Below are 24,584 nucleotides of genomic sequence, written 5' to 3'. Positions count from 1 at the left end.
GTCGCACCCCGGCCAGGGGGTGCGACGCGGCCCTCCCGCACCGATCGACCGGCCAACCGCCGTTCACCACAGGGAGGTTGCACAGTGCCCGACCGACCAGCGCGCAGCCTTCCCTCGCGCAGCCTTCCCTCGCGCAGCCGTCCACCGCACGGCCTTCCACTGCGCGGCTGGACCCTGGCGCTCGCCGTGGCCGTCCCCGTCGAGGCGGCCGCGACCCTCGCGCTGCCCGGTGCGGTGGCCGCCGCCGTGGACGCCGTCCTCGCCGGGCACCCGGCCGGCGGCGCCGCGATCCCGGTCGGCGCGCTGCTGCCACTCGGCGCGCTGCTGCCACTCGGCGCGCTGCTGCCACTCGGCGCGGTCCTGCTGATCGGCGCGGGTGCCGGAGCCGTGGCCGCCGCCGCCGGACCGGCCTGCACCGCCGACGCGACGGTCGCCCTGCGCACCCGGATGCTGCGGCACGTCCTCGCGCTCGGCCCCGGCGCCCCCGGGCTGACCGGCGGAGATCTGACCGCCCGGCTGGTGGGTTCGGCCGCCGACGCCGGGGGCGCCCTGCCATCCCGGCTGGGCGCCGTCACCGCCCTGCTGACCTCGCTCGGCGCCGTCCTCGGACTCGGGCTGCTCTCCCCCTGGCTGGCGCTGGCCTTCTTCGCCGGAGTCCTGCCCGGCACCGTGCTGATCAGGCTCTTCCTGCGTACGGCCGGACAGGTCTTCACCCGCTACCAGGAAGTACAGGCCGAGCTGGCCGGGCGGCTCACCGGCGCGCTGGCCGGGCTGCGGAGCATCCACGCCGCCGGGGCGGAGCAGCGCGAGGCCGGCCGGATACTCGCACCACTGCCCGAACTCTCCGCCGCCGGGCACGCGTTGTGGTCGGCGCAGCGCCGTACGGTGTGGCAGGCGACCCTGCTGGTGACGGTGGTGGAACTGGCCGTGCTGGGCACCGCCGGCTGGCAGGTGGCCGCCGGTGCGCTGCCGCCCGGTGCGCTGGCGGCAGCCGCCGGGTGGGCCGCACTGGGACTCGGCTTCTTCGAACAGGTGGAGGCGCTGGTCGGCATCGCCCACGCCCGGGCCGGCCGGTCCCGCGTCGACGAGGTCCTCGCCCTGCCCGCGCCCGGCTGCGGCTCCCGCCGGCTGCCGGACGGTCCGGGCGAGGTGAGCTTCTGCGCGGTCGTGGTCCGGGACGGCTCCCGAGTCCTGCTCGGACCGGTCGACCTGACCGTGCCCGGCGGCAGTACGGTCGCCCTGGTCGGCCGGTCCGGCGCGGGCAAGTCCCTGCTGACGGCGCTGGCCGGACGGCTCCGCGAACCCGACTCCGGGCGCGTCCTGATCGACGGCGTGCCCGTGGCCGAGCTGAGCGACCCCGAACTCCGAAGGGCGATCGGGTACGCGTTCGAGCGGCCGGTCCTGGTCGGCGCCACGATCGGCGAGGCCCTGGAGGGGGCCGGGGTGCCGGAGACCCGAGCGGCTCGGGCGGACGGGTTCCTCGGACGGCTCCCGCACTGGTACGACACTCCGCTCGGCGAGCTGCGGATCTCCGGCGGCGAGCTGCAACGGCTCGGCCTGGCCCGGCTGCTGGCGCAGCGCCCGCGCGTGGTGGTGCTCGACGACGCCACCTCCAGCCTCGACCTGGCGACCGAGCACCAGGTGACCCTGGCACTGAACGAGTCCACTCGGGGGTGCACCCGGCTGCTGGTGGCCCACCGCGCCGAGGCGGCGGCCCGCGCCGACCTGGTCGCCTGGCTCGACGGCGGACGCCTCCGGGCCCTCGCCCCGCACGCCGATCTGCTCGCCCATCCCGACTACCGCGCGGCGCTGGCCGGGAGCGCCCTCGGCGGTTGACCGACCGCGCGGGAGCCGACGGCGCGAGGGGACTCCGCACTCTCGACTCCGCAACATCCGTGCTGAGACACCGAACCACCGAACCCGGGCACACCGTCGGCCACACCCCCGGCAGATCCCCGCTCATTCGCACGCACGCACGCCCGATCGGGTGTCCAGACCGCTTGAAGACGGGAGACCGATGAACGGACGCCATCGCGATCGGCGTCGGCAGTCCAGGCCGGGCTGGGACTTGCTGGTCGGCGAGCTCTCCGGTTCGCGCGGACCGCTGCTCCGGGTGCTGGCGTGGTCCGGGGTGGAGGCACTGCCCGCGCTGCTCTCCGGGATCCTGGTCTCGGCCGCCGTCGACCAGGGTTTCCTGGCGGGCCGCCCGGGTGTCGGCTTCTGCTGGCTGGCTGCCCTCGGGGTGGCCTCCGGGGTCCGGGCGTATGCGGCGCGGGCGGCGTTCCCCCAGGTGGCCGCCGTGGTGGAGCCGCTGCGGGACGCCCTGGTCGCCCGGGTGGTGCACGGCGCACTCGACCGGCGCACCGGCAGTCACGCCGGCGGCGGCCCAGCCGAGGGCGGTTCGGCCGAGGTCGCCCGACTGACCGAACAGGTCGAATCCGCACGCCAGTTGACGGCCACCCTGCTGCGCACCCTGCGCGGCGTCGGAGTCACGCTGGTGGCCGCCGTCCTCGGACTGACACTGCTGGCCCCGGTGACGCTCCCGCTGGTCCTGCCGCCGCTGCTGCTCGGCGGCCTGCTCTTCGCCCGCCTGCTCGGCCCGCTGGTGGAGCGCCGCCGGGCGGTGGTGCTCGCGGACGAACGGGTGTCCGCCGAGGCCGGGCTCGCCTTCGCCGGTCTGCGCGACGTCACCGCCTGCGGCTCCCGGCAGCGGGTGGCTTCGGCGGTCGGCGCGACCGTGGCCGCGCAGGGAGCCGCGGTCCGGGCACTGGGGCGGGCGGCCGCACTGCGCTCACTGACCGTCGCTCTCGGCGGACGGCTGCCCGTTCTCGCGGTGGTGGCGGCAGCCCCCTGGCTGGTGCGGCACCAGTGGCTGACGGCCGGACAGGTGCTGGGTGTGACCTCCTACCTGATCCAGCAGCTGGAGCCCGCGGTGCGGACGCTGTCGGGGATGCTGGGCGGCTGGGTGCTCGAACTGGCCGTGGTACTCGGCCGCCTGGCCGAGATCCCCGCCCCGCCCGGACCAGCGCGCGAGGCGCCGACCGCCGGCCGCGCCGAACACTCGACCGGACCCCACCTCGCCCGTCCCCCTGGGACACCGCCCACAACGCCTGCCGGAGCCCCGCCCGGCCACCCCGCCGACGGCGCCGCCGAAGTCCCGACCGTCTCCCTCCACCCGAGGCCGCGCCCGTCCCTCGCCCAGCCCCTCATCCTGCGGCCCCCGGTGCGACGTCCGGACGTTCCCGCCGTCCGGGTCACCGGGCTGCACCACGCACACGGCCTGGCGGCGCAGCCCGTACTCGCCGGCGTGGACCTGACGCTGACGCCCGGTGAGCATCTGGCCGTGGTCGGTCCGAGCGGTGCGGGCAAGTCGACCCTCGCGGCGCTGCTGGCCGGCCTGCTCCCGCCGCAGCGCGGCGAGGTACGGGTGGACGGCGTGCAGCCGCACCTGCTGCCCGGCCCCCGGCGCGCGCGCCGGCTGGCGCTGGTCCCGCAGGAGGCGTACGTGTTCGCCGGTACGGTCCGGGAGAATCTCTGCTGGTTGCGCCCGGAGGCGAGTGCGGCCCAAGTCGGCCGCGCCGTGGCACTGCTGGGTGCGGACGAGCTGATCGCCGGACTCGGCGGAGCGGACGGTGTGCTGGGCGATCCGTCCGTGCTGTCCGCCGGCGAGCGCCAGCTGATCGCCCTGGTGCGGACGTACCTGTCCGCGGCGCCGGTGGTGGTGCTGGACGAGGCGACCTGTCATCTGGACGCGTCCGCCGAGGCCCGGGTGGAGGAGGCGTTCGCCGCCCGGCCCGGAACCCTCGTGGTGATCGCGCACCGGATCGGCTCCGCCCTGCGCTCCGACCGGGTGCTCCTGCTGGACTCCGGCCAGGGGGTGGTCGCGCGCCACGGCGACCTGCAGGTGCTGTCCCCGCTCTACCGCGAACTGGTCGGCCACTGGCTGGGATCGGCCCCGCGCGGCACCCACGGCGGCGTGGCGTCCGGTGGCCCGGTGCCGGAACCGCGAGCGTCGGGAACCGCGTCGACCCTGCCGAGACCTTAGGGTTTCTCACTGCGTCGGCGTCCGAGTCGGCCGATAGGGTGGCCCCGTACAGGCTCGGGGTCGCGCTACCGGTACCGGCGCATCGCGCCACCGGTGGTGGGCACCCCGACCGGATCCGACCGGTGCCACGCGGCACCACAGACCAGCACCCTCGCACGGAGAAGACGAACCTGATGTCCGAAACCCTCACCGACACCACCGAGCACGACAGCACCGCGCCCGGCGCCGACGAGGCCACGGCCGAGGACACCGCGCACGGGCGCCACCGGGGCCTGACCGCGTCCGACGACACCACCGACGCCAACCCGCACGGCCGCCACCGCCGCTGAGCGCTCGGCCCGCGTACCACGAAGGCCATCGACCGAGGGGCTCCGATCCGGACCCCTCGGTCGCCCTCGTTCCGGCCCCACCACTCGACGTTCCGACACTCGGAGCCCCTCACCCGGGGTATGACCGAGCAGCAGGGCCGGCCCGGCCGGCGCCTGCCCCCTCACCACGACCCGTTCCGCGCCCGCGCCCGCCCGCGCCCGCACCTGCGCACGGTGCCCACCAAGCCCACGGAGCCCGGCGTGCCGAGCCGTTCCGACGCTCCCACGCTGCACCCACTCACCGACCGGGTCGGCACTGCCGCGGGCACCGCGCCGGCGGACACGATCCGGATGACGATCCGCGCGTTTGACACCTCCCTCGGCCGGTACGGGCTGCGCCGCCGCAGCGCCCCGGCCATCGGGCTGCCGCTCCGGGCCGAGCCGGTCCCGGGACCGCCGGTCCGGCCCCGGGCTGCCGGGGGCGGACTACCGTCGAGTAGGGTCCAGCGATCAGGACCACGACCTCAGGGAGCAGCAGCATGACCGATCTCCGGGAGAGCACCCGTCCGGCGCCCGAGGTGCTGGCGGCGTTCGAGGCGGCGACCGGGTTCATGCCGGTCGACGAGGGCCTGGCGCTGTACGCGGCGGCGGTCGGGGCGGCGCGGCTGACCGGCGGACTGCCGCTGCTGGAGATCGGCACGTACTGCGGGCGCTCGGCGATCCTGCTGGCCGATGCCGCGCGGACGGCCGGCACGGTGGCGCTGACGGTGGACCACCACCGGGGCTCGGAGGAGCAGCAGCCGGGCTGGGAGTACCACGACCCGACCCTGGTCGACCCCGAGGTCGGGCGGATGGACACGCTGCCCCGCTTCCGTCGGACGCTCCACCAGGCCGGCCTGGAGGACCACGTGATCGCCCTGGTCGGGCGGTCCCCGCAGGTCGCCGCCGTCTGGGGCGGCCGGCTGGCGCTGGTCTTCATCGACGGCGGTCACACCGACGAGCACGCGACCGGCGACTACGAGGGCTGGGTGCCGCACCTCGCGGAGGACGGCCTGCTGGTGATCCACGACGTCTTCCCCGACCCGGCCGACGGCGGCCAGGCCCCGTACCGGGTCTACCTGCGAGCGCTGGCGGAGGGCTTCGAGGAGGTGTCGGTCACCGGTTCGCTGCGGGTGCTGCGGCGCGGCGGCAACCGCACCGGGGACGGCGCGGGAATCTGACCGCACCGGAGCTCGCGGGCCTCCTGCGGGCACGATCACCCATGCTCTAACGTCTTCCCTCAGACCGCCGTTCTGCGGCAGCGCAGAACAGTACCGCGCCACCCCGCGAGCGCCCCGTGCCGCCGCACCGCCGTACCGCCGTTCCGACAGGGCAGGTACGGTGTCGGCGAACACCCGGACCGGGTGGGCGAGTTCGACACGACTGCGGGGCGAGGGCCAGGCATGACCGACCAGGACGACACCGCTCCGGCGGTCTGGGATCCCACCGCACGCGGCGGGGCCGGCGGTTGGGTGCGCCGCAAACCGGCCCAGGACCGGCCCGGTGGCCCGGCCCCGTCCGGCCCTCCGCAGGGCGCCCCGGGGCATCCGCAGGCCCCGGGGGCGGCCTTCCCGACCCCGTACGGCTTCCCGCCGCCGCAGGGCGCACCCTTCCCGCAGGGCGCACCGCTCCAGCCCGGCGGCCGGGACCGGAACGGTGCCCAGCCCCACCAGCCCCACCAGCCCCAACCGGGCGGTGCACCGCAGCCCCCGTCGGGCACACCGTCCCCGGCCCCGTACGGCTTCGCCGCGCCGCAGGACGCGCCGACCGCGATGCTCCCGCCGATCCCGCCGCTGCCGCCCGCCACCCCCTTCGGCGCTCCGCCCGCCACTCCGCCCGCCACTCCGCCCGCCACTCCGCCCGCCACTCCGTCCGCCGCGCCGCAGGACGCGCCGACCGCGATGCTCCCGCCGATCCCGTCGCCGGCCCCCGCCACCCCCTTCGGCGCGCCGCCCGGCCTGCAACCCGGCGTCCCGCCCGGTGTGCAGCCCGACGTGCAACCCGGGATCGGAGCCGTCGGAGACGAAGGCCCACCGCTCGGCGCCCGCCCGTACCTGGCCGCCACGGCTCCGCCCGCCGGCTACGGCGCCCCGCCCGGGCCGCCGGGATTCCCGCCGTCCCTGTCGGCCCCACCGGCCCGGTCCGCCTTCCCGCCCCTGTCCGGCCCCGTGCCCGGCCCCGGCTACCCCCGTCCCACCGAGTACGAGGAGCTCGCCCCGTACGAGGAAGAGCGGCCGCGCAGCCGTAAACCGCTGTTCGTGGCGGTCGGCGTGGTGCTGGCGCTCGTGGTCGGCGTCAGCGCGGTGTGGCTGCTCACGGACTCCGGCAGCGGCTCGAAGGAGCAGGCACAGCAGTCTCCGGCCGCCTCGGCCCCGGCCGCCGCCCCGCCCGCGCCGGGCGGCACCGGCTCCGCGCCGCCCGGTGCCCCGCCGAGCGGTTCCCCGAGCGCCTCGCCGAGCGACGGCGCGGGACCGAACGCGGCCGCCCAGGCGAAGTCGCTGGACGATCTGCTCAGCCGCGGCGAGAACGCGAAGGCACCGATCGGCAACGCGGTGGCGATGGTGAACAGCTGCCCGGCGAAGTCCGGGATCGACGGCGCCGTCCAGGTCTTCGAGACCGGGGCCGCCCAGCGCGACCAGCTGATAGCCGACCTGGCGAAGCTGGACCTCGGCCAGCTGCCGGGCGGTGCGGACGCGGCGCAGACACTGCGCAGCGCCTGGCAGCAGTCCGGTGACATCGACCGTGCGTACGCGGCCTGGGCGCGTACCGTGGGCAGCCGCGGCTGCACCAACGGCGCCGCGCCCGACACCGACGACCTCAAGCGGGCCAACGACCTCAACCCGCAGGCCACGCAGACGAAGAAGGACTTCGTCGCCAAGTGGAACTCCATGGCAGGCGTGTACGACCTGCCGTCGCGCACCTGGGACAGGATCTGAACCACTCGTGAACGGCACCACCGATGAGCGCCCCGCCCCCCGCCGCTCCACTCGATTCCGACTGACCGTGCTCGGCTGCGCCGCCGTGCCGCTCTGCTTCGCCGGCTGGCTCGGCTGGCAGGCGCTGGCCGGTGGCACCTCCCCCGCAGCCGCCAGTCCGTCCTCTGACCCGTCCGCGGCGAGCACCGCACCCGGCGCCGCCGAGGCCCCGGTTCCGGGCGCCGGCCCGAGCGGCAGCCCGAGCACGGGCACGAGCCCGTCCGCCTCGGCACCGGCGTCCGGCGCCGGCGCGCTGGCGGGCCGGACGGTGGTGCTCGACCCCGGGCACAACTCCGCCAACGCCGACCACACCACCGAGATCAACCGGCTGGTCGACATCGGCAACGCGCGCAAGGAGTGCGACACCACCGGTACCGAGACCGACGCCGGCTACAGCGAGGCCGCCTACACCCTGGACGTGTCGCACCGGGCCCGGGCGATCCTCCAGGCCCGGGGGGCGAAGGTGGTGCTCACCCAGGACGGCGACCGCGCGTACGGTCCGTGCATCGACGAGCGCGCCGAGATCGGGAACGCCGCACACGCGGACGCCGTCGTCTCGGTGCACGGCGACGGCGCACCGGCCTCCGTCAGCGGCTTCCACGTGATCCTGCCCGCCAAGGTGACCGCGGGCATCGCGGACACCTCGGCGATCGTCGAGCCCTCGCACCGCCTCGGCGTGACGCTGCGGGACACCTTCAAGGCCGCGACCGGCGAGCCGTACGCGGACTACATCGGCGAACAGGGCCTCGACACCCGTAGCGACCTGGGCGGGCTCAACCTCTCCAAGGTGCCCAAGGTGTTCATCGAGTGCGGCAACATGCGCAACGCCGGGGACGCCCAGCGGATGAGCGACCCCCAGTGGCGCCAACTCGCCGCCCAGGGCATCGCCGACGCGCTGACCGCCTACCTCACCGACCCCGCCGGCTGAATCCTCCTCGGACCGCGCCCGACTCCGACGATCTGCGAGGATTCGGGGCGGTTCCGGAGGGTGCTGTGCCGTTGTGAACAGCTTGGCCCTAGGCTTTTGCCCGGTTCGGGCATCCCGCCCGGCCGGTCGACCGACCATCCAACCGCCGTCCACGACACGCCGACGAGGGGAACGTTAGTGAATCTGCGCGCTCTCACCAGAGGAGACGCCGCCGTCGCAGGTGCGGCCTTCCTCCTGCTCATCGCCTCCTTCCTGCCGTACCGCAGCTCGAGTCTCTGCTCCGGCCCGAAGGGCGGTCAGCAGTGCCACTCGGCCTCGGTGAGCGCCTGGTCGACCGCACTCTTCCCGGTGCTCCCCTCGGTCTTCCTGCTCGGCATCGTCGCCGCCGTGCTGATCCTGCTCCAGCGCTTCCAGGGCCAGGCCGCGGCCACCCGCCAGGTGCTCGGCCTGCGACTGGACCAGTGGGGCATCGCACTCGCGGTCGCCGCGCTCTGGTCCGGCCTGTGGTCGCTCGCGGGCGGCCCCGCCGACACCTCCAGCACGGGCCTGGGCGGCATCACCGTCACCACCGGCACCAGCAGTGGCTTCGGTGCCTGGCTCGCACTGCTCGCGCTCGTGGTGCTGGCCGGCGCGGCTGCGGGCGCCCCGCTGGTGCCCGCGCTGCAGGGGCCGCTGATGCCCGAGAAGCCCGCGACTCCGCAGGGCTACGCCGGGTACCAGCCGGCCGGCGGCGGCCAGCCCGGCCAGCAGGAGCCGTACGGTCAGCCCGGTCAGCCCGGTCAGCAGGAGCCGTACGGCCAGACGGGCCAGACGGGCCAGCCCGACCAGTACGGCTACCCCGGCCAGCAGGGGCAGCCGGCTCAGCAGGCTCACGCCGGCCAGCCCGGTCAGCCCAGCCCCTACGGCTACCCCGCCCCGGCGACCGCCGAGCTCGGTGGCGTCCCGCAGAACGACTCGCCGTACGGCGCGCGGCCGCAGGGCAGCTACGGCTACCCGGCTCCGGCGGCCGCCCAGCCGCAGACCGAGCAGGCCGCCGCCCCCGCGCCGAGCCCGGCCCCGGCGGCCGTACCCGCGCCCGCCCCGGCGGCCGACTTCGCGCCGTTCTGGTTCGCCGTCCCGGTCACCCGTCAGGTCACCCCGAAGGACAGCCCGGCGGGCCCGCCGGTCGGCGAGCTCGTCCCGGGCACCTGGTACCTGGCCGTCGAGCAGCGCGGCACCGCTCTGGTCGCCCAGCTGCCGAGCGGCACCCACGGGCTGCTGAGCGACGTCTCGGACATCCAGCGCGGCTGACCCGACGCAACACCAACGGCCTGCGGCCGCCGGAAACCCTCTCCGGCGGCCGCAGGCCGTCGTGCTCTCCTCCAGCCGTCGTGCTCTCCGCGAGCCGGCCGGACACTCCGGGAACGCGCCTGACGGCTTCGGCAGCAGTCGTCCTTCAGCAGCAGTCGTTGACGACCAGTCCGCTGGGCAGCTGCTCACCGCCGAAGACCGCCACCGTGGCGTGGTCGCCGCCGAGTGCGGCGACGGCCAGCAGGAGTGCGCCCGCGGTCCAGGTGGTGCGCTCCTCGGGCCAGACGGCGTCGTCCTCGAAGACGTAGCCGGTCCAGTAGGAGCCGTCGGTGTGCCGCAGGTGCTGGATCCAGCGGAGGATCTCCACCGCACGGTCGGACTGTCCCACCGCCCAGAGGGCGAGGGCGAGTTCGGCGCTCTCGCCGCCGGTCACCCAGGGCCGGTCACTGACGCAGCGCACACCCAGGCCGGGCACCACGAAGCGGTCCCAGTCGCGCTCGATCCGCTGCGCGGCGGCGGTGCCGCGCAGCGCGGTACCGAGGACGGGGTAGTACCAGTCCATCGAGTAGCGGTCCTTGTCGAGGAACCGCTCGGGGTGCTCGGCGATCGCGTGGCGCAGCCGTCCGGCTGCCAACTCCCAGTCGGGCTGCGGCTCTTCGAGGTAGTCGGCGACCGCGAGTCCGCAGCGCAGCGCGTGCAGGATGCTGGACGAGCCGGTGAGCAGCGCCTCCTGCGGCGCGGTGCCGTCCTCGTCGAGGCGCCAGGCGATCGGGCCGTCGGGCAGCCGCAGTGCGACGGTGAAGTCGAGGGCGCGGCGGACGACGGGCCAGAGCCATTCCAGGAAGGCGTCGTCACCGGTGCTGAGGTGGTGGTGCCAGGCACCGACGGCGATGTACGCGCAGAAGTTGGTCTCCTTCGACGTGTTGGTCACCTCGCCCTCGGTGTAGGCGGCGTACCAGGAGCCGTCGGGGTTCTGCTGCTCGGCCAGCCAGCGGTAGGCGGCCTCGGCGGCGGCGTGCTCGCCCGCGGTGTCGAGGGCCATCGCGGCCTCGGTGTGGTCCCACGGGTCGAGGTGACCGCCCCGGAACCACGGGATGGCACCGTCCGGCTGCTGGTCGGCGAGGATGGAGCGCACGGTCGCGGCGGCCTGCTCGGCGTCCAGCACGCCGTCCAGCAGCAGGGCCTCCGGAACGGCGGCGGTCACTCGGCTGCCCGGTGCGGCTTGGAGGCGTACACGACGAAGCTCTTGCCGATCACGGGATTGAGCGCCTTCTCGGCGGCCTTGGTGAGCGTGCTGATGACAGGGGTGCCGACGATGTCCCAGACCAGGAGCTGGTGGTACGCCTTGACCGGCAGCGCCTTGTCGTTGTTGACGCCGACCGCGCACTTGATCCACCAGTACGGCGAGTGCAGCGCGTGCGCGTGGTGGGTGCCGTAGGGGGTGAGGCCGGACTCCCGGACCTTCTCGACCAGTTCGTCCCCCCGGTAGATCCGGATGTGGCCGCCCTCGACCTCGTGGTACTCGTCGGAGAGCGCCCAGCAGATCTTCTCGGGCAGGTAGCGCGGCACGGTGACGGCGAGCAGCCCGCCCGGCTTCAGCACCCGGACCATCTCGGCGAGCACGCCCTTGTCGTCGGGTATGTGCTCCATCACCTCGGAGATGATGATCCGGTCGAAGGTGTCGTCGTCGAAGGGCAGCGCCAGCGCGTTGCCCTCCATCGCGACCGCCGAGGCGCCCGCCGGAGCCTCACCGGCCTGCTCCATCGCCGCGAACCACTTGCGCACCTCGGCGATCTCCTCGCCGTTCTGGTCCAGGGCGACGACGTTGGCACCGCGCCGGTAGCACTCGAACGCGTGTCGGCCCCCGCCGCAGCCCAGGTCGAGCACCCGGTCGCCGGGGGCGAGCGGGAAGCGGGAGAAATCGACGGTCAGCACTGCGGGCTCCCATTCATTGCTGCTGTACTCGATCCCGGGGCCGACCCCGGGATCCGTTCCCCTACTGCAAGTTGACGACCCGTCGGGGAGGGTCAGGACTCCGACGGGTCAGGCCACGTAGCGCCAGCCGTCGCCGGAGCGGGCCCGCCGGCCGGCTCCGGTGGCGATGGCCGCCCGGTAGCGGTCGGCGGTCAACTCGGCGGCGCGCTGCCAGGTGAAGTTGGCCAGTACTCGCTCCCGCCCGGCCGCGCCCAGCTCGGCGCGCAGCTGCGGGTCGTCCAGCAGCCGGCCGAGGGCCGCCGCCAGTGCGCCCGCGTCGCCGGGCGGCACCGCCAGGCAGGTGACACCGTCGGGTCCGGCGACCTCGGGGATGGCGCCGCCGGTGGTCGCCACCAGCGGTGTCCCGGTGGCCATCGCCTCGGCGGCCGGCAGCGAGAAGCCCTCGTACAGCGACGGCACACAGGCCACCTCGGCCGAGCGGTAGAGGTCGACCAGCTCCTGGTCGGTCAGCCCGCTGCGGAACTCGATGTGCTCCTCCAGGCCGAACCGGCGGACCGCCTCCGCCACCGGGCCGTCCTCGCGACGCTTGCAGACCACCACGAGGTGCGCCTCGCGCTCGGTCCTGAGCTTGGCCAGCGCCTCGACGAGGTGGATCAGGCCCTTCAGCGGGACGTCCGCGCTGGAGGTCGCGACGATCCGGCCCGGCACCACCGGAACCGACGCGTCCGGCGACCAGAGCCGGGTGTCCGCGCCGATCGGGACCACCGAGATGTTCCCGGGCGCGGCGCCCAGGTGCTCGGCTATCTCGCTCTTGGAGCTGCCGGAGACGGTGATGATGTTTTCGAGCCGCTGGGTGACCCGGCGCTGCATCCGGGTGAAGCCGTACCAGCGGCGCAGCGAGAGGCGCCGCAGCCTGGTGGCCGCCGCGTCCAGCTCCAACTGCCGGTCCACGGTGATGGGGTGGTGGATGGTGGTGACCAGCGGGAAGCCGTGCCTGGCGATGCCGAGCAGGCCGTAGCCGAGGGTCTGGTTGTCGTGCACCACGTCGTAGCGGCCCTTGTGGGCGGCCAGGTACCGGCGGGCCCGCAGGGAGAAGGTGAGCGGCTCGGGGAAGCCGCCGGTGCGCATGCCGGCGACCTCCAGCACGTCCACCGGGCCCCGGTACTCGGCGAGCTTGGGCGTCCGGAACGGGTCGTCGGCCCGGTACAGGTCGAGGCTGGGCAGCTCCACCAGGCGGACCGATCCCGGGCCCTCGACCTCGTCCAGCACCGGGTACGGCTGCGAGCCGATCACGTCGACGTGGTGGCCGAGGCGGGCCAGCTCGCGGGAGAGGTGCCGGACGTAGACGCCCTGGCCGCCGCAGAACGGGTCACCGCGGTAGGAGAGCAGGGCGATCCGCAGCGGTCTCGGCAGCGCGGTCGGCAGCGCGGTCATCCGGGGCCCCTATCCCTACTCACCCTGGCACGGACTGCCTCAGCGGTAAAGTAGATCACGTTTCATGGTGGTGTGGAGCTCATCGTTGGGCAAGTGAACAATGAGAGACCTCGAAGATACCGGCCCGTAGCTTGCACTCAGGATCCAGGGTTGGTGATTCACGCCACGCTGCGCCCCCGCCCGGCCGCGTGCCGCGACCGCAGGCCCGGTCCGCGGGCCCGCGGCGATAAGGAGCCCGCCTTGACCCCCGCCGCCACCAGCAGCTCCACCGCTGCCGCCCTCGCCGCCGCCACCCTGCCGGGCGACGAGCTCACCCCGCGTCAGGCCGAGCGCCGGCAGCGCATCCTGCGGGCCTCCACCGCACTGGCCGCCCGGGGCGGGTACGAGGCGGTGCAGATGCGCGAGGTCGCCGAGGGCGCGGACGTCGCGCTCGGCACGCTGTACCGCTACTTCCCGTCCAAGGTGCACCTGCTGGTCGCGGTGATGCTGGAGCAGCTCGGACGTCTGCACGAGCAGGTCGGACGCCGGCCGCCGGCCGGCGAGGACCCGGCCGCCCGGGTCGCCGAGACACTCACCCAGGCGTTCCACGCGCTCGGCCGCGAGCCCCGGCTGGCGGAGGCGATGGTCCGGGCGCTGTCCTTCGCCGACCGCTCGGTGAGCCGGGAGGTGGACGAGGTCAGCTCGCTGACCTCGGCCATCGTGCTGGCCGCCGCCCGGCTCGGTGAGGAGCCCACCGCCGCCCAGCAGGCGGCGCTGCGGGTGATCGGCCACACCTGGTACGCCGCGCTGCTGGCCTGGCTGTCCGGCCGGGCCTCGCCGGCCGAGGTCCGCGCCGACCTGCACACCGCCGCGCGGCTGCTCACCCTGGACTGAACCCGGCGCGTCCGGCGGCGGTGCCGGGAGCGGATGAACCGGGGGAACCGGTCGGCGCCGCTCCCGCCGGGATCACCGCGCACCGCGCACTGCCCGCCGGGCGGCCGGGAGGTACGGGTGGCCCGAGGTCCGGCCGGCTGCGGGCGCCTCCCGGCTCCGCGCGGTCTCCGCGTCCCCGTTCACCCGTCCGAGCGCCCCACGGAACTGATACGTGTTCCACTCCGGGCGGCACCGGGCTGCCGGGCGGGCCGGATAGAGTCGAGGGCGCGAAAAGAACTTCATCCGCCTCCCCCGGGGAAAGCCGGTGCGACTCCGGCGCTGACCCGCAACCGTGACCCTGCCCGCACCAGCCGAACCACCGGTTCGGCCCGGTCGACGGCGGGGCAGCCGGAACGCCCGGGGCGGGCGAGCGGCCACGCCGGGTTCCGGCCCGGTCTCCGTCGAGGTATACGGGCGGCCCACAGGGGCCGCTGCACCGCTCATCGAAAGGCAATCCCTCCGTCATGCTGACCGCCGCCCGCCTGGGCGCCACCACGCTGGCCGGCCTGCTGCTGGCCGGTACCGCCGCCGCTCCCGCACTGGCCGACACCACCCCGCCCCCCGCCCCCGCGGCCGCTCCCGCCGAGGTGTACGGCAAGGGCGACCCGACGTACGACGGCGTCTGGCGCCAGTCGCTGGCGCTCACCGCACTGGCGGGCGCACAGGTCGTCCCGGCCGACTCCGCCGTGAACTGGCTCACCGGGCAGCAGTGCGCCGACGGCGGCTGGCCGTCCTACCGGGCCGCCACCGCCACCGCCTGCGACCCCAAGACCGAGGACAGCAACGCCACCGCCATGGCGATCCAGGCGCTCTCCGCCCTCGGCGGGCACCAGGACGCCGTCGGCAAGGGCGTCGACTGGCTCAGGAGCAGCCAGAACTCGGACGGCACCTGGTCCTTCAACCCGGGCAACCCGGGTGACGCCAACTCCACCGGACTGGCCGTCAGCGCACTGCTCGCCACCCGCACCGACCCCGCCACCGTGGCGAAGGACGGCAAGTCGGCGTACGACGGCCTGGCCGGCTTCCAGCTCGGCTGCAACGCCCCGGCCGACCAGCGCGGTGCCTTCGGCTACCAGCCCGCCGCCGACGGCACTCTCGCCGCCAACGGCCTGGCCAGCGCGCAGACCGCACTCGCCGCAGCGGGCGGCCGGCTGCCGGTGACCACGACCGACCGGACGGAGGGCGCACCCAAGGCCCTCTCCTGCGCTGCCGGTTCGACCGAGAAGGCCGTGCCGCGCGCGGACTCCGCCGAGGCCGCCGCCGCGTACCTGAACGCCCAGCTCGCCGCCAACGGCCAGCACCTGATGCAGACCATGCCCGGTGCCGCACCCACCCCGGACTACACCGCCACCGCGTGGGCCGTGCTCAGCCTGATCCAGGCCGGGCACCCGCAGCAGGCCGCCAGCGCCGCCGACTGGCTGGCCGGGAACGGCTACGACTGGGCCGCCAAGGGCAAGTCGGGCACCGACGCCTCCGCCGCCGCCTCGATGCTGCTGGTGGCGCAGGCCGCCAAGCTGGACCCGTACAACTTCGGCGGCACCAACGTGGTGCAGCTGCTGGTCAACGCCGGCCCGGCCCCGAAGAAGCTGCCGACCGCCGCCGTGTCCGCCGCCTCGGAGAACCCCGACGGCACCAAGGCCCCCGGCTCCGGCATCACCGAGGCCGACGACAACAGCGGCTTCTCCCCGATCTGGCTGGTCGGCATCGGCCTGCTGGTCGGCATCGGCGGTGGTCTGCTGCTGAGCCTCAACCGTCGTCGCGGCGCCCACCAGCAGAGCAGCGGGAGCGCGCCCGACGCCCCGGCCACCGACGAGCGGCCCGAGGCGTCCGAGGCCGAGAAGCCCGAGGCCGAGAAGCCCGGGGCCGAGAAGTCCGAGGCCGAGAAGCCCGGGGCCGAGAAGCCCGGGGCCGAGAAGTCCGAGGGCGAGAAGTCCGAGGGCGAGAAGCCCGAGGCCGAGACGTCCGAGGGCGACCCGAAGAAGTGACCCTCGTCCCGCGCCGTGCGGCGGCGGCCCTGCTCGCCGCCGCACTGGCCGTCCCGCTCACCCTGCTGCTCGGTGCCGCGCCCGCGCAGGCCACCGGCTACCGCTACTGGTCGTTCTGGAAGTGGTCCGGCTCCGCCTGGGCGTACCAGCAGCAGGGCCCGACCGTGCACGTCCCGCAGGACGGCGGCGTGGACGGCTGGCGGTTCGCGGTCAGCCCGGACGGCGGCCGGGACGCCGCCCGCCCCACCGCCGCCGGGGACTTCGGCACGATCTGCGCCGGGACCCCGGCGCAGCCCGGCAGGAAGCGGGTCGCCGTGGTGCTGGACTTCGGCACCGCCGCCGACGCGCCGTCGGCCGAGGCCCCGCCCGCGCCGCGCACCGCGTGTGCCGCCGTCCCGGCCACGGCCAGCTCCGCCGAGGTGCTCGCGGTCGCCGCGCCCCCGCTGCGCTACGACACCAACGGCCTGCTCTGCGCCATCGCCGGTTACCCGCACGAGGGTTGCGGCGACACCGTCGCGGACGGCGGGAGCACCAGGACCGGTACCGCGGAGCACCGCGGCGGCGGCCCCTCCCTCGGCCTGATCGCGGGCGGCGCCCTGATCGCCGCCCTGGCCGGCGGCGCCGTCTGGCAGGCCCGTCGCCGCCGTACCTGACCGAGCCCGTCAGCCTTCCCGAGGAACTCCCCCGTGCCCAAGCCCCGTACCACCCGCCCGGCCGTCGGCCCGCGCCAGCTGCACCCCGGCGCCTGGTGGCTCTGGGCGCTCGGGCTGGGCGCGGCGGCCTCCCGGACCACCAACCCGCTGCTGCTCCTGCTGATCGTCGCGGTCGCGGGGTACGTGGTCGCCACCCGGCGCGGCGACGCGCCCTGGTCGCGCTCGTACGGGACCTTCCTGCGGCTCGGGCTGGTGGTGCTCGGCATCCGGCTGGTCTTCGCGCTGCTGCTCGGTTCACCGGTCCCCGGCACCCATGTGCTGCTCACGCTGCCCCGGCTCCCGCTGCCGGACTGGGCCCAGGGGGTGCGGATCGGCGGCCGGGTCACGGCGGAGGCCCTGCTCTTCGCGCTGTACGACGGCCTGAAGCTGGCCACCCTGCTGGTCTGCGTCGGCGCCGCGAACGCACTCGCCAGCCCCGCCCGGCTGCTGCGCGCGCTGCCGGGCGCGCTCTACGAGGCCGGGGTGGCCGCGGTGGTGGCGATGACCTTCGCGCCCAACCTGGTCGCCGACGTCCAGCGGCTGCGGGCGGCCCGCCGGCTGCGCGGTGGAGCCGACCGGGGCGTGCGCGCCGTCCTCGGGGTCGGACTGCCGGTGCTGGAGAGCGCGTTGGAGCGTTCCGTCAGCCTGGCCGCCGCCATGGACACCCGGGGCTTCGGCCGCACCGCGGCCGTCGCGCCGCGGGTCGCCAGGACGACCGCCGCCCTCACCCTGCTCGGCCTGCTCGGGGTCTGCGTGGCCGCCTACGGGCTGCTCGGCGCGGACGGCACCGGCTGGGCCCTGCCGCTGCTGCTGCTCGGTCTCGCCTCGGCGGCCGGCGGACTCGCGCTCGGCAGTCGACGGGCCGTCAGGACCCGCTACCGGCCCGATCCGTGGGCGCTGCGCGAATGGTCGGTGGCCGGCTCGGGCATGGCGGTCGCCGGGCTGATGGTGTGGCTGGCGGGCCGTGACCCGGGCGCCCTCACCCCGTCGCTGATCCCGCTCACCGCGCCCAGGCTCCCCCTGCTGCCCGCCCTCTGCGTACTGGTCGGCCTGCTGCCCGCCGTCACCGCACCCACCCCGCCCCGGAGTTCCTCGTGATCACCTTCGAACAGGTCTCGGTCCAGTACCACGGCGCCGGGGAGCCGGCCCTGCGCGGCGTCGACCTCACCGTCCCCGAGGGCGAACTCTGCCTGCTGGTCGGGCCGTCGGGCGCCGGGAAGTCCACCCTGCTGGGCACCGTCAGCGGACTCGTCCCGCACTTCACCGGCGGCGTGCTGCACGGCCGGGTCACCGTGGACGGGCGCGACACCCGCACCCACCGTCCGCGCGAACTCACCGATGTGGTCGGCACGGTGGGCCAGGACCCGCTCGCCCACTTCGTCACCGACACCGTCGAGGACGAACTCGCCTACGGCATGGAGTCGCTGGGCCTGGCCCCGGACGTGATGCGCCGCCGGGTCGAGGAGACCCTGGACCTGCTGGGCCTGGCCGAACTCCGGGGCCGGGCGCTCAACTCGCTCTCCGGCGGCCAGCAGCAGCGGGTCGCGATCGGTTCGGTGCTGACCACCCACCCCAGGGTGCTGGTCCTGGACGAGCCGACCTCCGCACTCGACCCGGGTGCGGCGGAGGAGGTGCTGGCCGTGCTCCAGCGGCTCGTCCACGACCTCGGCACCACCGTGCTGATGGCCGAGCACCGCTTGGAGCGGGTAGTCCAGTACGCCGACCAGGTGCTGCTGCTCCCCGGGCGCGGCGAGCCGCCGGTCCTGGGCGAACCGGCCGAGGTGATGGCCCACTCCCCGGTCCACCCGCCGGTGGTCGCGCTCGGCCGCGCCGTCGGCTGGTCGCCGCTGCCGCTCTCGGTCCGCGACGCCCGGCGCAGGGCCGCCCCGCTGCGGGCCCGCCTGGAGGGCCGTTCGCCTGCGGCCGCCGTCCCCTCCGCGCCCGGCCCCTCCGCGCCCGTCCGGGCCGTCGCCGTCGTCGACCGCCTCGCCGTCCGGCGCGGGCCGGTCCCCGCGCTGCGCGGCGTCCGGCTCGATCTGCACCCGGGCGAGATCACCGCGCTGATGGGACGCAACGGAGCCGGGAAGTCCACCCTGCTCGGCGCCCTGGTCGGCCTGCACCGCCCCGCCTCCGGCTCGGTCCGCGTCGGCGACCTGACCCCGCACCAGGCCCGGCCCAAGGAGCTGATCCGCCGGATCGGCCTGGTCCCGCAGGACCCGCGCGACCTGCTGTACGCGGAGACGGTCGCCGCCGAGTGCACGGCCGCCGACCGGGACTCCGACGCCGAGCCCGGCACCTGTCGCGCCCTGGTCTCCCGGCTGCTCCCCGGCATCGACGACGGCGCCCACCCCCGGGACCTCTCCGAGGGCCAGCGGCTCAGCCTCGCGCTCGCCGTGGTGCTCACCGCCCGCCCCGGCGTGATCCTGCTGGACGAGCCCACCCGGGGTCTGGACTACGCCGCCAAGGGACGCCTGGTGGAGATCCTGCGCGACCTCGCAGCGGACTCGCACGCCGTCCTGCTCGCCACCCACGACGTCGAACTCGCCGCCGAACTCGCCCACCGCACGGTCATCCTGGCCGAGGGCGAGGTCGTCGCGGACGGCCCGACGCCCGACGTCGTGGTCTCCTCCCCCGCGTTCGCCCCCCAGGTCGCGAAGATCCTGACTCCCGCTCCCTGGCTGACCGTCCCGCAGGTGGTCACCGCGCTGGCCGCCGGGGAGACCCCGTGACCGCGCACGCACCGCTGGCCCGGCCGGTCCCGCTGGGCCGGCGATCGATCGTCCTGCTCGTGCTGATCTCGGCCGTCGGCGTCGCGGCCTTCGGCTGGCCGCTGCTCGCCGACCGGTCCTCCGCGCTGGTCGGTCACTCCGCCGACGCGCCCTGGCTGTTCGCCCTGCTGATGCCGCTGCTGCTGGCCGTGGTGATCGCGCAGATCTCCGAGGGGCGCTCGGCAGAGGGCGGCGAGAGCGGTCTGGACGCCAAGTCGGTGGCCCTGCTCGGCGTGCTGGCCGCCGCCGGTGCCGCACTGCGGCCGCTCGGGGCGGGCACGGCGGGGCTGGAGCCGATGTTCTTCCTGATGGTGCTGGCGGGCCGGGTGCTCGGACCCGGCTTCGGCTTCGTCCTCGGCTCGGTCTCGATGTTCGCGTCCGCCCTGCTCACCGGCGGGGTCGGCCCCTGGCTGCCATTCCAGATGCTCAGCATGGGCTGGGTCTGCCTCGGCGCCGGCGTGCTGCCGGGGGCGGCCACCCTGCGCGGGCGCCGCGAGCTCGTCCTGCTCGCCGGCTACGGCAGCCTCGCCGCCGTCGCGTACGGGACGGTGATGAACCTCCAGGGCTGGCCCTACATCGGCGGTCTGAGCAGCTCGATCGCCTTCGTCCCCGGTGACCCGCTCAGCGCCAACCTGCCCCGCTTCCTCGTCTACTGCCTCACCACGTCCCTCGGCTGGGACCTGCCCAGGGCCGCGCTGACCGCCGTCCTCTGCCTCACCGTGGGCCGCCCGGTCCTGCGCGCGCTGCGCCGGGCCGGACGCCGGGCCGCCTTCGCCGCCCCGGTCGACTTCCGCCGCTGAGCGCGGTTCCCCGGGGCCCGGGGAACCGCGCGACCTGCTACTCCTTCGGGCCGGCCGACTGCACCACCTCGAAGGACCACAGCGTGGACCCGGACGCCGCCGGGCGCTGCGGCGCCTCGCCGCCCTCCGCGGCCGGCGGGCCCTGACGGTGTGCCGCCTGCATGGGGCCCTCCATCCACGCCTTGAAGTGCTCCTCGCTCGCCCACCGGGTGTAGACCAGGTAGCTGTCGGTCCCCTCGACCGGGCGCAGCAGCTCGAACCACTCGAAGCCGTCCGAGTTCTCCACCGCTCCGGCGCGCGAGGCGAACCGCTTCTCCAGCGTCTCCCGCATCTCCTCCGGCACCGTCAGCACATTGATCTTCACGACACTACCCACGCGACACCTCTCACACCTGGCACGACGGACGGCCGGACGCCGCCCCCGCCCAGCCTACGGAGCCTCCGCTTCCGGTTCGCCACCGCAACGGCACCGGGCGCCGTGCACCTGACGGAGTTCCGGCCACCGGATGGACCGCTCCCGGCGGCGAACGCAGACTCGGCCGAAACCGACCGCGCCCAGGCACGGGACCAGCCGAGGAGCCAGTGATGCGACGACCCCAGGGCATGCGCCGACGCACGTTCCTCGCCGGAACCGCGGCCGGCGCAGCCGCAGCCGCCACCGCCGCCGCTCCGGCCCGCGCCGCCACCCGCTCCGCCGCCCCGACGGCCGGTGCTCCGCTGGCCCGCACCACCGCCGGCCGGGTGCGCGGCGAGAACCTTGGCGCCCTCGGCGTCTTCCGCGGTGTCCCCTACGCCCAGCCGCCCGTCGGGCCGCTGCGGTTCTCCTCACCGCGCCCGCCCCGGCCCTGGGACGGCGTCCGGGACGCCACCGCCTTCGCCGCCCCCTCGCTCCAGTCCGTCCTCGCGGGCAGCAGCGAGGACTCGCTCTACGCCAACGTCTGGACGCCGTCCACCGACGGCAGCCGGCCCGTGCTGGTCTACATCCACGGCGGCGGCTGGATGCTGGGTTCGGGCAGCATGCCCACGTACGACGGCGCCGCGCTCGCCGAGCGCGGCGACCTCGTCGTGGTCACCTTCAACTACCGGCTCGGCATCTTCGGTTTCGGCCTGCACGAGGACCTGGCCGACCACCGTACGGGCTTCGCCGCCAACTGGGGCCTGCAGGACCAGGCCGCGCTGCTCGGCTGGGTGTACCGCAACGCCCGTGCGTTCGGCGGCGATCCGGAGAACATCACGGTGGCCGGGACCTCGGCGGGCGGTTCGAGCACCTGGCAGCTGGCGCTGCTGCCGGAACTGCGGTCGGTGATCCGCCGGATCGTGCCGATCAGCGCGGCGCACGTCTGGAGCCCGGCGGCCGCGCTGACCCCGGAGGACTCCCGGACCGCCTTCGCCTCGGTGGCGGCCCGCCTGGGCACCTCGGTCGCCGGGCTGCGCGACGTCCCGGCGGCCACGCTCCGCGACACCTGGGACGCCCTGTTCGCCGGAGCCCCGGAGAGCAGGGCCCAGGCCAGCGGGCGCGAGTACCGGGGACCGGTGGTGGACGGCCACTGGATGCGCGGGTACGACTACGGGCTCCCGGACCCGGGGCTGCCGGTGCTGGCGGTCAACGCCGCCACCGAGGGGTCGTTCTTCACCGGCCCCGGCTCCCCCGTCCCGATGCGACTTCCCACCAGTGACGCCGAGTTGCCGGAGGCCGTGCGGAACTACCTGCTCAAGGGCGCGGCCGAGGTACCGAGCGGGCTGCCGGACCGGCTGATCACCGCGTACCGCGCGGCCGCCGTCGCCGAGGGCCGGGCCGCCGACCCGCTGTCCCTGTTCACCGAGATCTACGGCGACGGCCTGTTCCGGTACCAGATCGTGCGCCTCGCCGAGCGCCGGGCGCGCGAGAACGCGAGCGCGCAGTACCGGATGGAGTTCGCCCATCCGGTGCGCGCCCCCTACTTCGGGACCCCGCACGAGGCGACCTCGCCCTTCCTCTTCGGCACCAACGCGATCCCGGAGAACGCGGCCGAGTTCGGCGACGGCCCGCTGGAGCGCCTGGTCTCGGACACCTTCATCGACCTGGTCTCCTCCTTCGCCCACGGCTCCGTCCCGGCCAGTCCCAACGCCCCCGCGCTGCCCGCCTTCTCCCCCGCCACGGCGAGCACCCTGGTCCTCGGCGGCCCCGAGGTCGCGCGCCTCGCCACCACCCCGAAGGCCGACCAGCTGCGCGCCTGGGACCGGGCCGGCTGGGTGCCCGCCCCCGTCTGAGCCCTGCCGGCCGCACCTGCCCCGCCGCCCGCTGCCGACCTGCGGCGGGCAGCGGGGCACTCAGAACGAGCGCCCCTCGCTGTGCGGGACGCGCTCGGGAGCGGTGCGGTCCGGGCGGTCGCGGTCGTCGCTGCACAGTTGGCCGCTGAGGCGGTTGAGCAGGTCGGCCAGGTCCCCGAAGCGCTTCTCGTCGTAGTCGCCCATCAGCGCGGCCAGCTGGGAGCGCCTGGCGGCGACCAGCTTCAGCGCGACCTGCTCACCGCGCTCGGTGAGGCGCAGCGGCAGTCCGTTGCGGACCGCGAGGCCGCGGCCCTCCACCTCTCTGGCGGCCGCCTCGACCACGTCGATCGGAACGATCCGGCGCTCGGCCAGTTCGGCCGGCTCGACGTGGCCCTGGCGGTGCATGGCGAGGATCAGCCAGCTGGAGGCGGGCCTGAGATCGAGTCCGGCCTCCGCGGTGATCCGGCGGAAGAGGTCGCGCCGGGCGTCCCTGGAACCGAGTACGGACAGGGCGCGGGAGATCTCGTCCAGCGAGGAGCGTTCGACGGGGTTCACGCCGATGCACTCGCCAAGGTCGGGGGCGGTGACCGTGCTGCGGAGCCTGTGCTCGCGGATGAAGAGCGAGAGCACGAAGGCGACGATCACGAGCGGTACCGCGTACAGGAAGACGCGGGTGATCGACTCGGCGTACGCGTGGTGGACCGCGGCCCGGGCCGCGGCCGGCAGGGTGGCGATGATGCGCGGGTCGGCGGTGACGTCCTCCGGCCTGAAGCCGGGCGGCAGGGTGAGGCCGGTCAGGGCGTCCCGCATCCGGTGGTTGAGGCCGGAGGCGAAGACGGTGCCGAAGATGGAGACGCCGAAGGAGGCGCCGATGGAGCGGAAGAAGGTCGCGGCGCCGGTGGCCACCCCGAGGTCCTCGTAGCCGACCGAGTTCTGCACGATCAGCACCAGCACCTGCATGACCAGGCCGAGGCCGAGGCCGAAGACCAGGAAGTAGAGGCTCATCTCCGCGGTACTGCTGTGCTCGGTGAGGCGGGAGAGCAGGACCAGGCCGACGGCGGTGACCACGGTCCCGGCGATCGGGAAGATCCGGTAGTGGCCGGTGCGGGAGACGATCTGGCCCGAGCCGACCGAGGTGAGCAGCATGCCGAGGACCATCGGCAGCATGTGGATGCCGGACAGCGTCGGCGAGACCTGCATGACGACCTGGAGGAAGGTCGGCAGGTAGGTGAGTGCGCCGAACATCGCGAAGCCGACCACGAAGGAGATCACCGCGACCAGGCCGAAGGTCCGGGAGCGGAACAGCCGCATCGGGATGACCGGCTCGGCGGCCCGGTTCTCGACGGCCACGAAGGCCACCAGCAGGACCGCGCCGAGCGCGGCCAGGCCGATGACCTGCCAGGAGCCCCACGGCCAGGTGGTGCCGCCGAGCGAGGTCATCAGCACCAGGCAGGTGGCGACCGAGGCGATCAGGAAGGTGCCCAGGTAGTCGATGGTGTGCCGGCGCTTCGCCCCGGCGCCGGGCAGCACGGCGGCGATCACGGCCAGCGCGACGACGCCGACCGGCAGGTTGACGTAGAAGACCCAGCGCCAGCTGAGGTTGTCGACGAAGACCCCGCCGAGCAGGGGTCCGAGCACACTGGTGACACCGAAGACCGCACCGAACAGGCCCTGGTACTTGCCCCGGTCGCGGGGTGGGACGAGGTCGCCGACGATCGCCTGCGAGAGCACGATCAACCCGCCGCCGCCGAGGCCCTGCAGCGCCCGGAAGGCGATCAACTCGCCCATGTCCTGGGCGAGTCCGCAGAGTGCGGAGCCGATCAGGAAGATCACGATCGAGGCCTGGAAGAGCCGCTTCCGGCCGTACATGTCGCCGAGCTTGCCCCAGAGCGGGGTGGCGGCGGTGGAGGCGAGCAGGTAGGCGGTGACCACCCAGGAGAGGTGTTCGAGGCCACCGAGGTCGCTGACGATGGTGGGCAGCGCGGTGGAGACGATGGTCTGGTCGAGCGCCGCGAGCAGCATCGCCAGCAGCAGTGCGCCGATGGGTACCCAGAGGTTGTGGACCGCCACCTGCGCGGGGCCGACCCCGCCCGTTCCGGCACGGTCGGACGCGGCTGCCGGGTTCGCCATGTCAGCTCCTCGGTGAGGTCCGGGCTGATGATCGTCCCGCCTCACCATGATGTCAGTATTGTCCGAATTCATCACATTTGATGGCACCGTCCG

19 protein-coding genes and 1 riboswitch are annotated in these 24,584 nt (G+C 74.9%); of the genes, 14 read left to right on the top strand and 5 right to left on the bottom strand.

From position 1 onward, the window contains the following. The first annotated feature begins 84 nt into the window (after positions 1-84). The 7 genes from ACFC1R_RS05225 (at position 85) to ACFC1R_RS05195 (ending at position 9,585) form a co-directional block, all read left to right on the top strand. A complete protein-coding gene (locus ACFC1R_RS05225) occupies positions 85-1,836 on the top strand; it encodes an ATP-binding cassette domain-containing protein (protein WP_375932970.1) in 1,752 nt (583 codons plus the stop codon). A gap of 181 nt (positions 1,837-2,017) precedes the next feature. Continuing rightward, positions 2,018-4,045, top strand: coding sequence for an ATP-binding cassette domain-containing protein (locus ACFC1R_RS05220; RefSeq protein WP_375932967.1), 2,028 nt, complete (start codon positions 2,018-2,020; stop codon positions 4,043-4,045). 173 nt (positions 4,046-4,218) lie between these two features. Then, positions 4,219-4,374 carry a hypothetical protein gene (locus tag ACFC1R_RS05215; RefSeq protein ID WP_197085124.1) on the top strand — a complete coding sequence of 52 codons (156 nt, stop codon included), beginning with the start codon at positions 4,219-4,221 and terminating at the stop codon, positions 4,372-4,374. Between the two features lie 518 nt (positions 4,375-4,892). After that, complete coding sequence (locus ACFC1R_RS05210; protein ID WP_375932963.1) at positions 4,893-5,573, top strand: class I SAM-dependent methyltransferase; 681 nt, start codon at positions 4,893-4,895, stop codon at positions 5,571-5,573. A 222-nt stretch (positions 5,574-5,795) separates the two neighbouring features. After that, entirely contained in the window at positions 5,796-7,328 is a 1,533-nt protein-coding gene (locus ACFC1R_RS05205; protein ID WP_375932960.1) for a hypothetical protein, read from the top strand. 7 nt (positions 7,329-7,335) lie between these two features. After that, entirely contained in the window at positions 7,336-8,295 is a 960-nt protein-coding gene (locus ACFC1R_RS05200; RefSeq protein ID WP_375932957.1) for an N-acetylmuramoyl-L-alanine amidase, read from the top strand. A gap of 177 nt (positions 8,296-8,472) precedes the next feature. Beyond that, a complete protein-coding gene (locus ACFC1R_RS05195) occupies positions 8,473-9,585 on the top strand; it encodes a hypothetical protein (protein WP_375932954.1) in 1,113 nt (370 codons plus the stop codon). 145 nt (positions 9,586-9,730) lie between these two features. Here the strand turns inward: ACFC1R_RS05195 and ACFC1R_RS05190 are convergent, their stop codons facing one another. The 3 genes from ACFC1R_RS05190 to ACFC1R_RS05180 all read right to left on the bottom strand — a co-directional run bounded on the left by ACFC1R_RS05190 (position 9,731) and on the right by ACFC1R_RS05180 (position 12,954). Beyond that, a complete protein-coding gene (locus tag ACFC1R_RS05190) occupies positions 9,731-10,789 on the bottom strand; it encodes a prenyltransferase (RefSeq protein WP_375932951.1) in 1,059 nt (352 codons plus the stop codon). Beyond that, positions 10,786-11,520, bottom strand: coding sequence for a class I SAM-dependent methyltransferase (locus tag ACFC1R_RS05185; protein ID WP_375932948.1), 735 nt, complete (start codon positions 11,518-11,520; stop codon positions 10,786-10,788). The genes ACFC1R_RS05190 and ACFC1R_RS05185 overlap by 4 nt, the downstream gene beginning before the upstream one ends. Positions 11,521-11,628: 108 nt before the next feature. Further along, entirely contained in the window at positions 11,629-12,954 is a 1,326-nt protein-coding gene (locus tag ACFC1R_RS05180) for a glycosyltransferase family 4 protein (RefSeq protein WP_375932945.1), read from the bottom strand. A 240-nt stretch (positions 12,955-13,194) separates the two neighbouring features. Between ACFC1R_RS05180 and ACFC1R_RS05175 the strand changes: the two genes are divergently transcribed. The 6 genes from ACFC1R_RS05175 to ACFC1R_RS05150 all read left to right on the top strand — a co-directional run bounded on the left by ACFC1R_RS05175 (position 13,195) and on the right by ACFC1R_RS05150 (position 20,111). Next, positions 13,195-13,827, top strand: a complete 633-nt coding sequence (locus ACFC1R_RS05175) for a TetR family transcriptional regulator (protein WP_375932942.1) — start codon at positions 13,195-13,197, stop codon at positions 13,825-13,827. 294 nt (positions 13,828-14,121) lie between these two features. After that, positions 14,122-14,225: riboswitch (cobalamin riboswitch) on the top strand. A gap of 105 nt (positions 14,226-14,330) precedes the next feature. Continuing rightward, complete coding sequence (locus ACFC1R_RS05170) at positions 14,331-15,851, top strand: prenyltransferase/squalene oxidase repeat-containing protein (protein WP_375932939.1); 1,521 nt, start codon at positions 14,331-14,333, stop codon at positions 15,849-15,851. Next, a complete protein-coding gene (locus ACFC1R_RS05165) occupies positions 15,848-16,504 on the top strand; it encodes an SCO2322 family protein (protein ID WP_375932936.1) in 657 nt (218 codons plus the stop codon). The genes ACFC1R_RS05170 and ACFC1R_RS05165 overlap by 4 nt, the downstream gene beginning before the upstream one ends. Positions 16,505-16,537: 33 nt before the next feature. Further along, on the top strand, positions 16,538-17,641 hold the full coding sequence (locus ACFC1R_RS05160) for an energy-coupling factor transporter transmembrane component T (RefSeq protein WP_375932933.1): 1,104 nt from the start codon (positions 16,538-16,540) through the stop codon (positions 17,639-17,641). Beyond that, positions 17,638-19,272, top strand: a complete 1,635-nt coding sequence (locus ACFC1R_RS05155; RefSeq protein ID WP_375932930.1) for an ABC transporter ATP-binding protein — start codon at positions 17,638-17,640, stop codon at positions 19,270-19,272. Before ACFC1R_RS05160 ends, ACFC1R_RS05155 begins: the two co-directional genes overlap by 4 nt. After that, positions 19,269-20,111: an ECF transporter S component gene (locus tag ACFC1R_RS05150; protein WP_375932927.1), complete on the top strand. Its 843-nt coding sequence runs from the start codon at positions 19,269-19,271 to the stop codon at positions 20,109-20,111. Before ACFC1R_RS05155 ends, ACFC1R_RS05150 begins: the two co-directional genes overlap by 4 nt. A gap of 37 nt (positions 20,112-20,148) precedes the next feature. Here the strand turns inward: ACFC1R_RS05150 and ACFC1R_RS05145 are convergent, their stop codons facing one another. Continuing rightward, positions 20,149-20,487 (bottom strand): antibiotic biosynthesis monooxygenase family protein, encoded by a 339-nt coding sequence (locus tag ACFC1R_RS05145; protein WP_375932924.1) that lies wholly within the window; start codon positions 20,485-20,487, stop codon positions 20,149-20,151. Between the two features lie 209 nt (positions 20,488-20,696). Between ACFC1R_RS05145 and ACFC1R_RS05140 the strand changes: the two genes are divergently transcribed. Then, positions 20,697-22,361, top strand: a complete 1,665-nt coding sequence (locus tag ACFC1R_RS05140) for a carboxylesterase family protein (protein ID WP_375932921.1) — start codon at positions 20,697-20,699, stop codon at positions 22,359-22,361. Positions 22,362-22,421: 60 nt separating this feature from the next. Here ACFC1R_RS05140 and ACFC1R_RS05135 read toward each other — a convergent pair whose 3' ends face one another. Further along, positions 22,422-24,491: a DHA2 family efflux MFS transporter permease subunit gene (locus ACFC1R_RS05135; protein WP_375932918.1), complete on the bottom strand. Its 2,070-nt coding sequence runs from the start codon at positions 24,489-24,491 to the stop codon at positions 22,422-22,424. Positions 24,492-24,584 lie beyond the last annotated feature (93 nt).

It is taken from the genome of Kitasatospora sp. NPDC056138, from assembly GCF_042264695.1.
GTDB lineage: Bacteria > Actinomycetota > Actinomycetes > Streptomycetales > Streptomycetaceae > Kitasatospora.
The sequence above is the reverse complement of the archived record's forward strand: the minus strand, read 5'-3'. Positions and strand labels throughout refer to the sequence as shown.

Bases quoted from the DNA above. Each gene is read 5' to 3' on its own strand.
- ACFC1R_RS05210 (WP_375932963.1), top strand. From the start codon at position 4,893: ATGACCGATCTCCGGGAGAGCACCCGTCCGGCGCCCGAGGTGCTGGCG.
- ACFC1R_RS05205 (WP_375932960.1), top strand. From the start codon at position 5,796: ATGACCGACCAGGACGACACCGCTCCGGCGGTCTGGGATCCCACCGCA.
- ACFC1R_RS05140 (WP_375932921.1), top strand. From the start codon at position 20,697: ATGCGACGACCCCAGGGCATGCGCCGACGCACGTTCCTCGCCGGAACC.
- ACFC1R_RS05180 (WP_375932945.1), bottom strand. From the start codon at position 12,954: ATGACCGCGCTGCCGACCGCGCTGCCGAGACCGCTGCGGATCGCCCTG.
- ACFC1R_RS05135 (WP_375932918.1), bottom strand. From the start codon at position 24,491: ATGGCGAACCCGGCAGCCGCGTCCGACCGTGCCGGAACGGGCGGGGTC.
- ACFC1R_RS05215 (WP_197085124.1), top strand. From the start codon at position 4,219: ATGTCCGAAACCCTCACCGACACCACCGAGCACGACAGCACCGCGCCC.
- ACFC1R_RS05170 (WP_375932939.1), top strand. From the start codon at position 14,331: ATGCTGACCGCCGCCCGCCTGGGCGCCACCACGCTGGCCGGCCTGCTG.
- ACFC1R_RS05220 (WP_375932967.1), top strand. From the start codon at position 2,018: ATGAACGGACGCCATCGCGATCGGCGTCGGCAGTCCAGGCCGGGCTGG.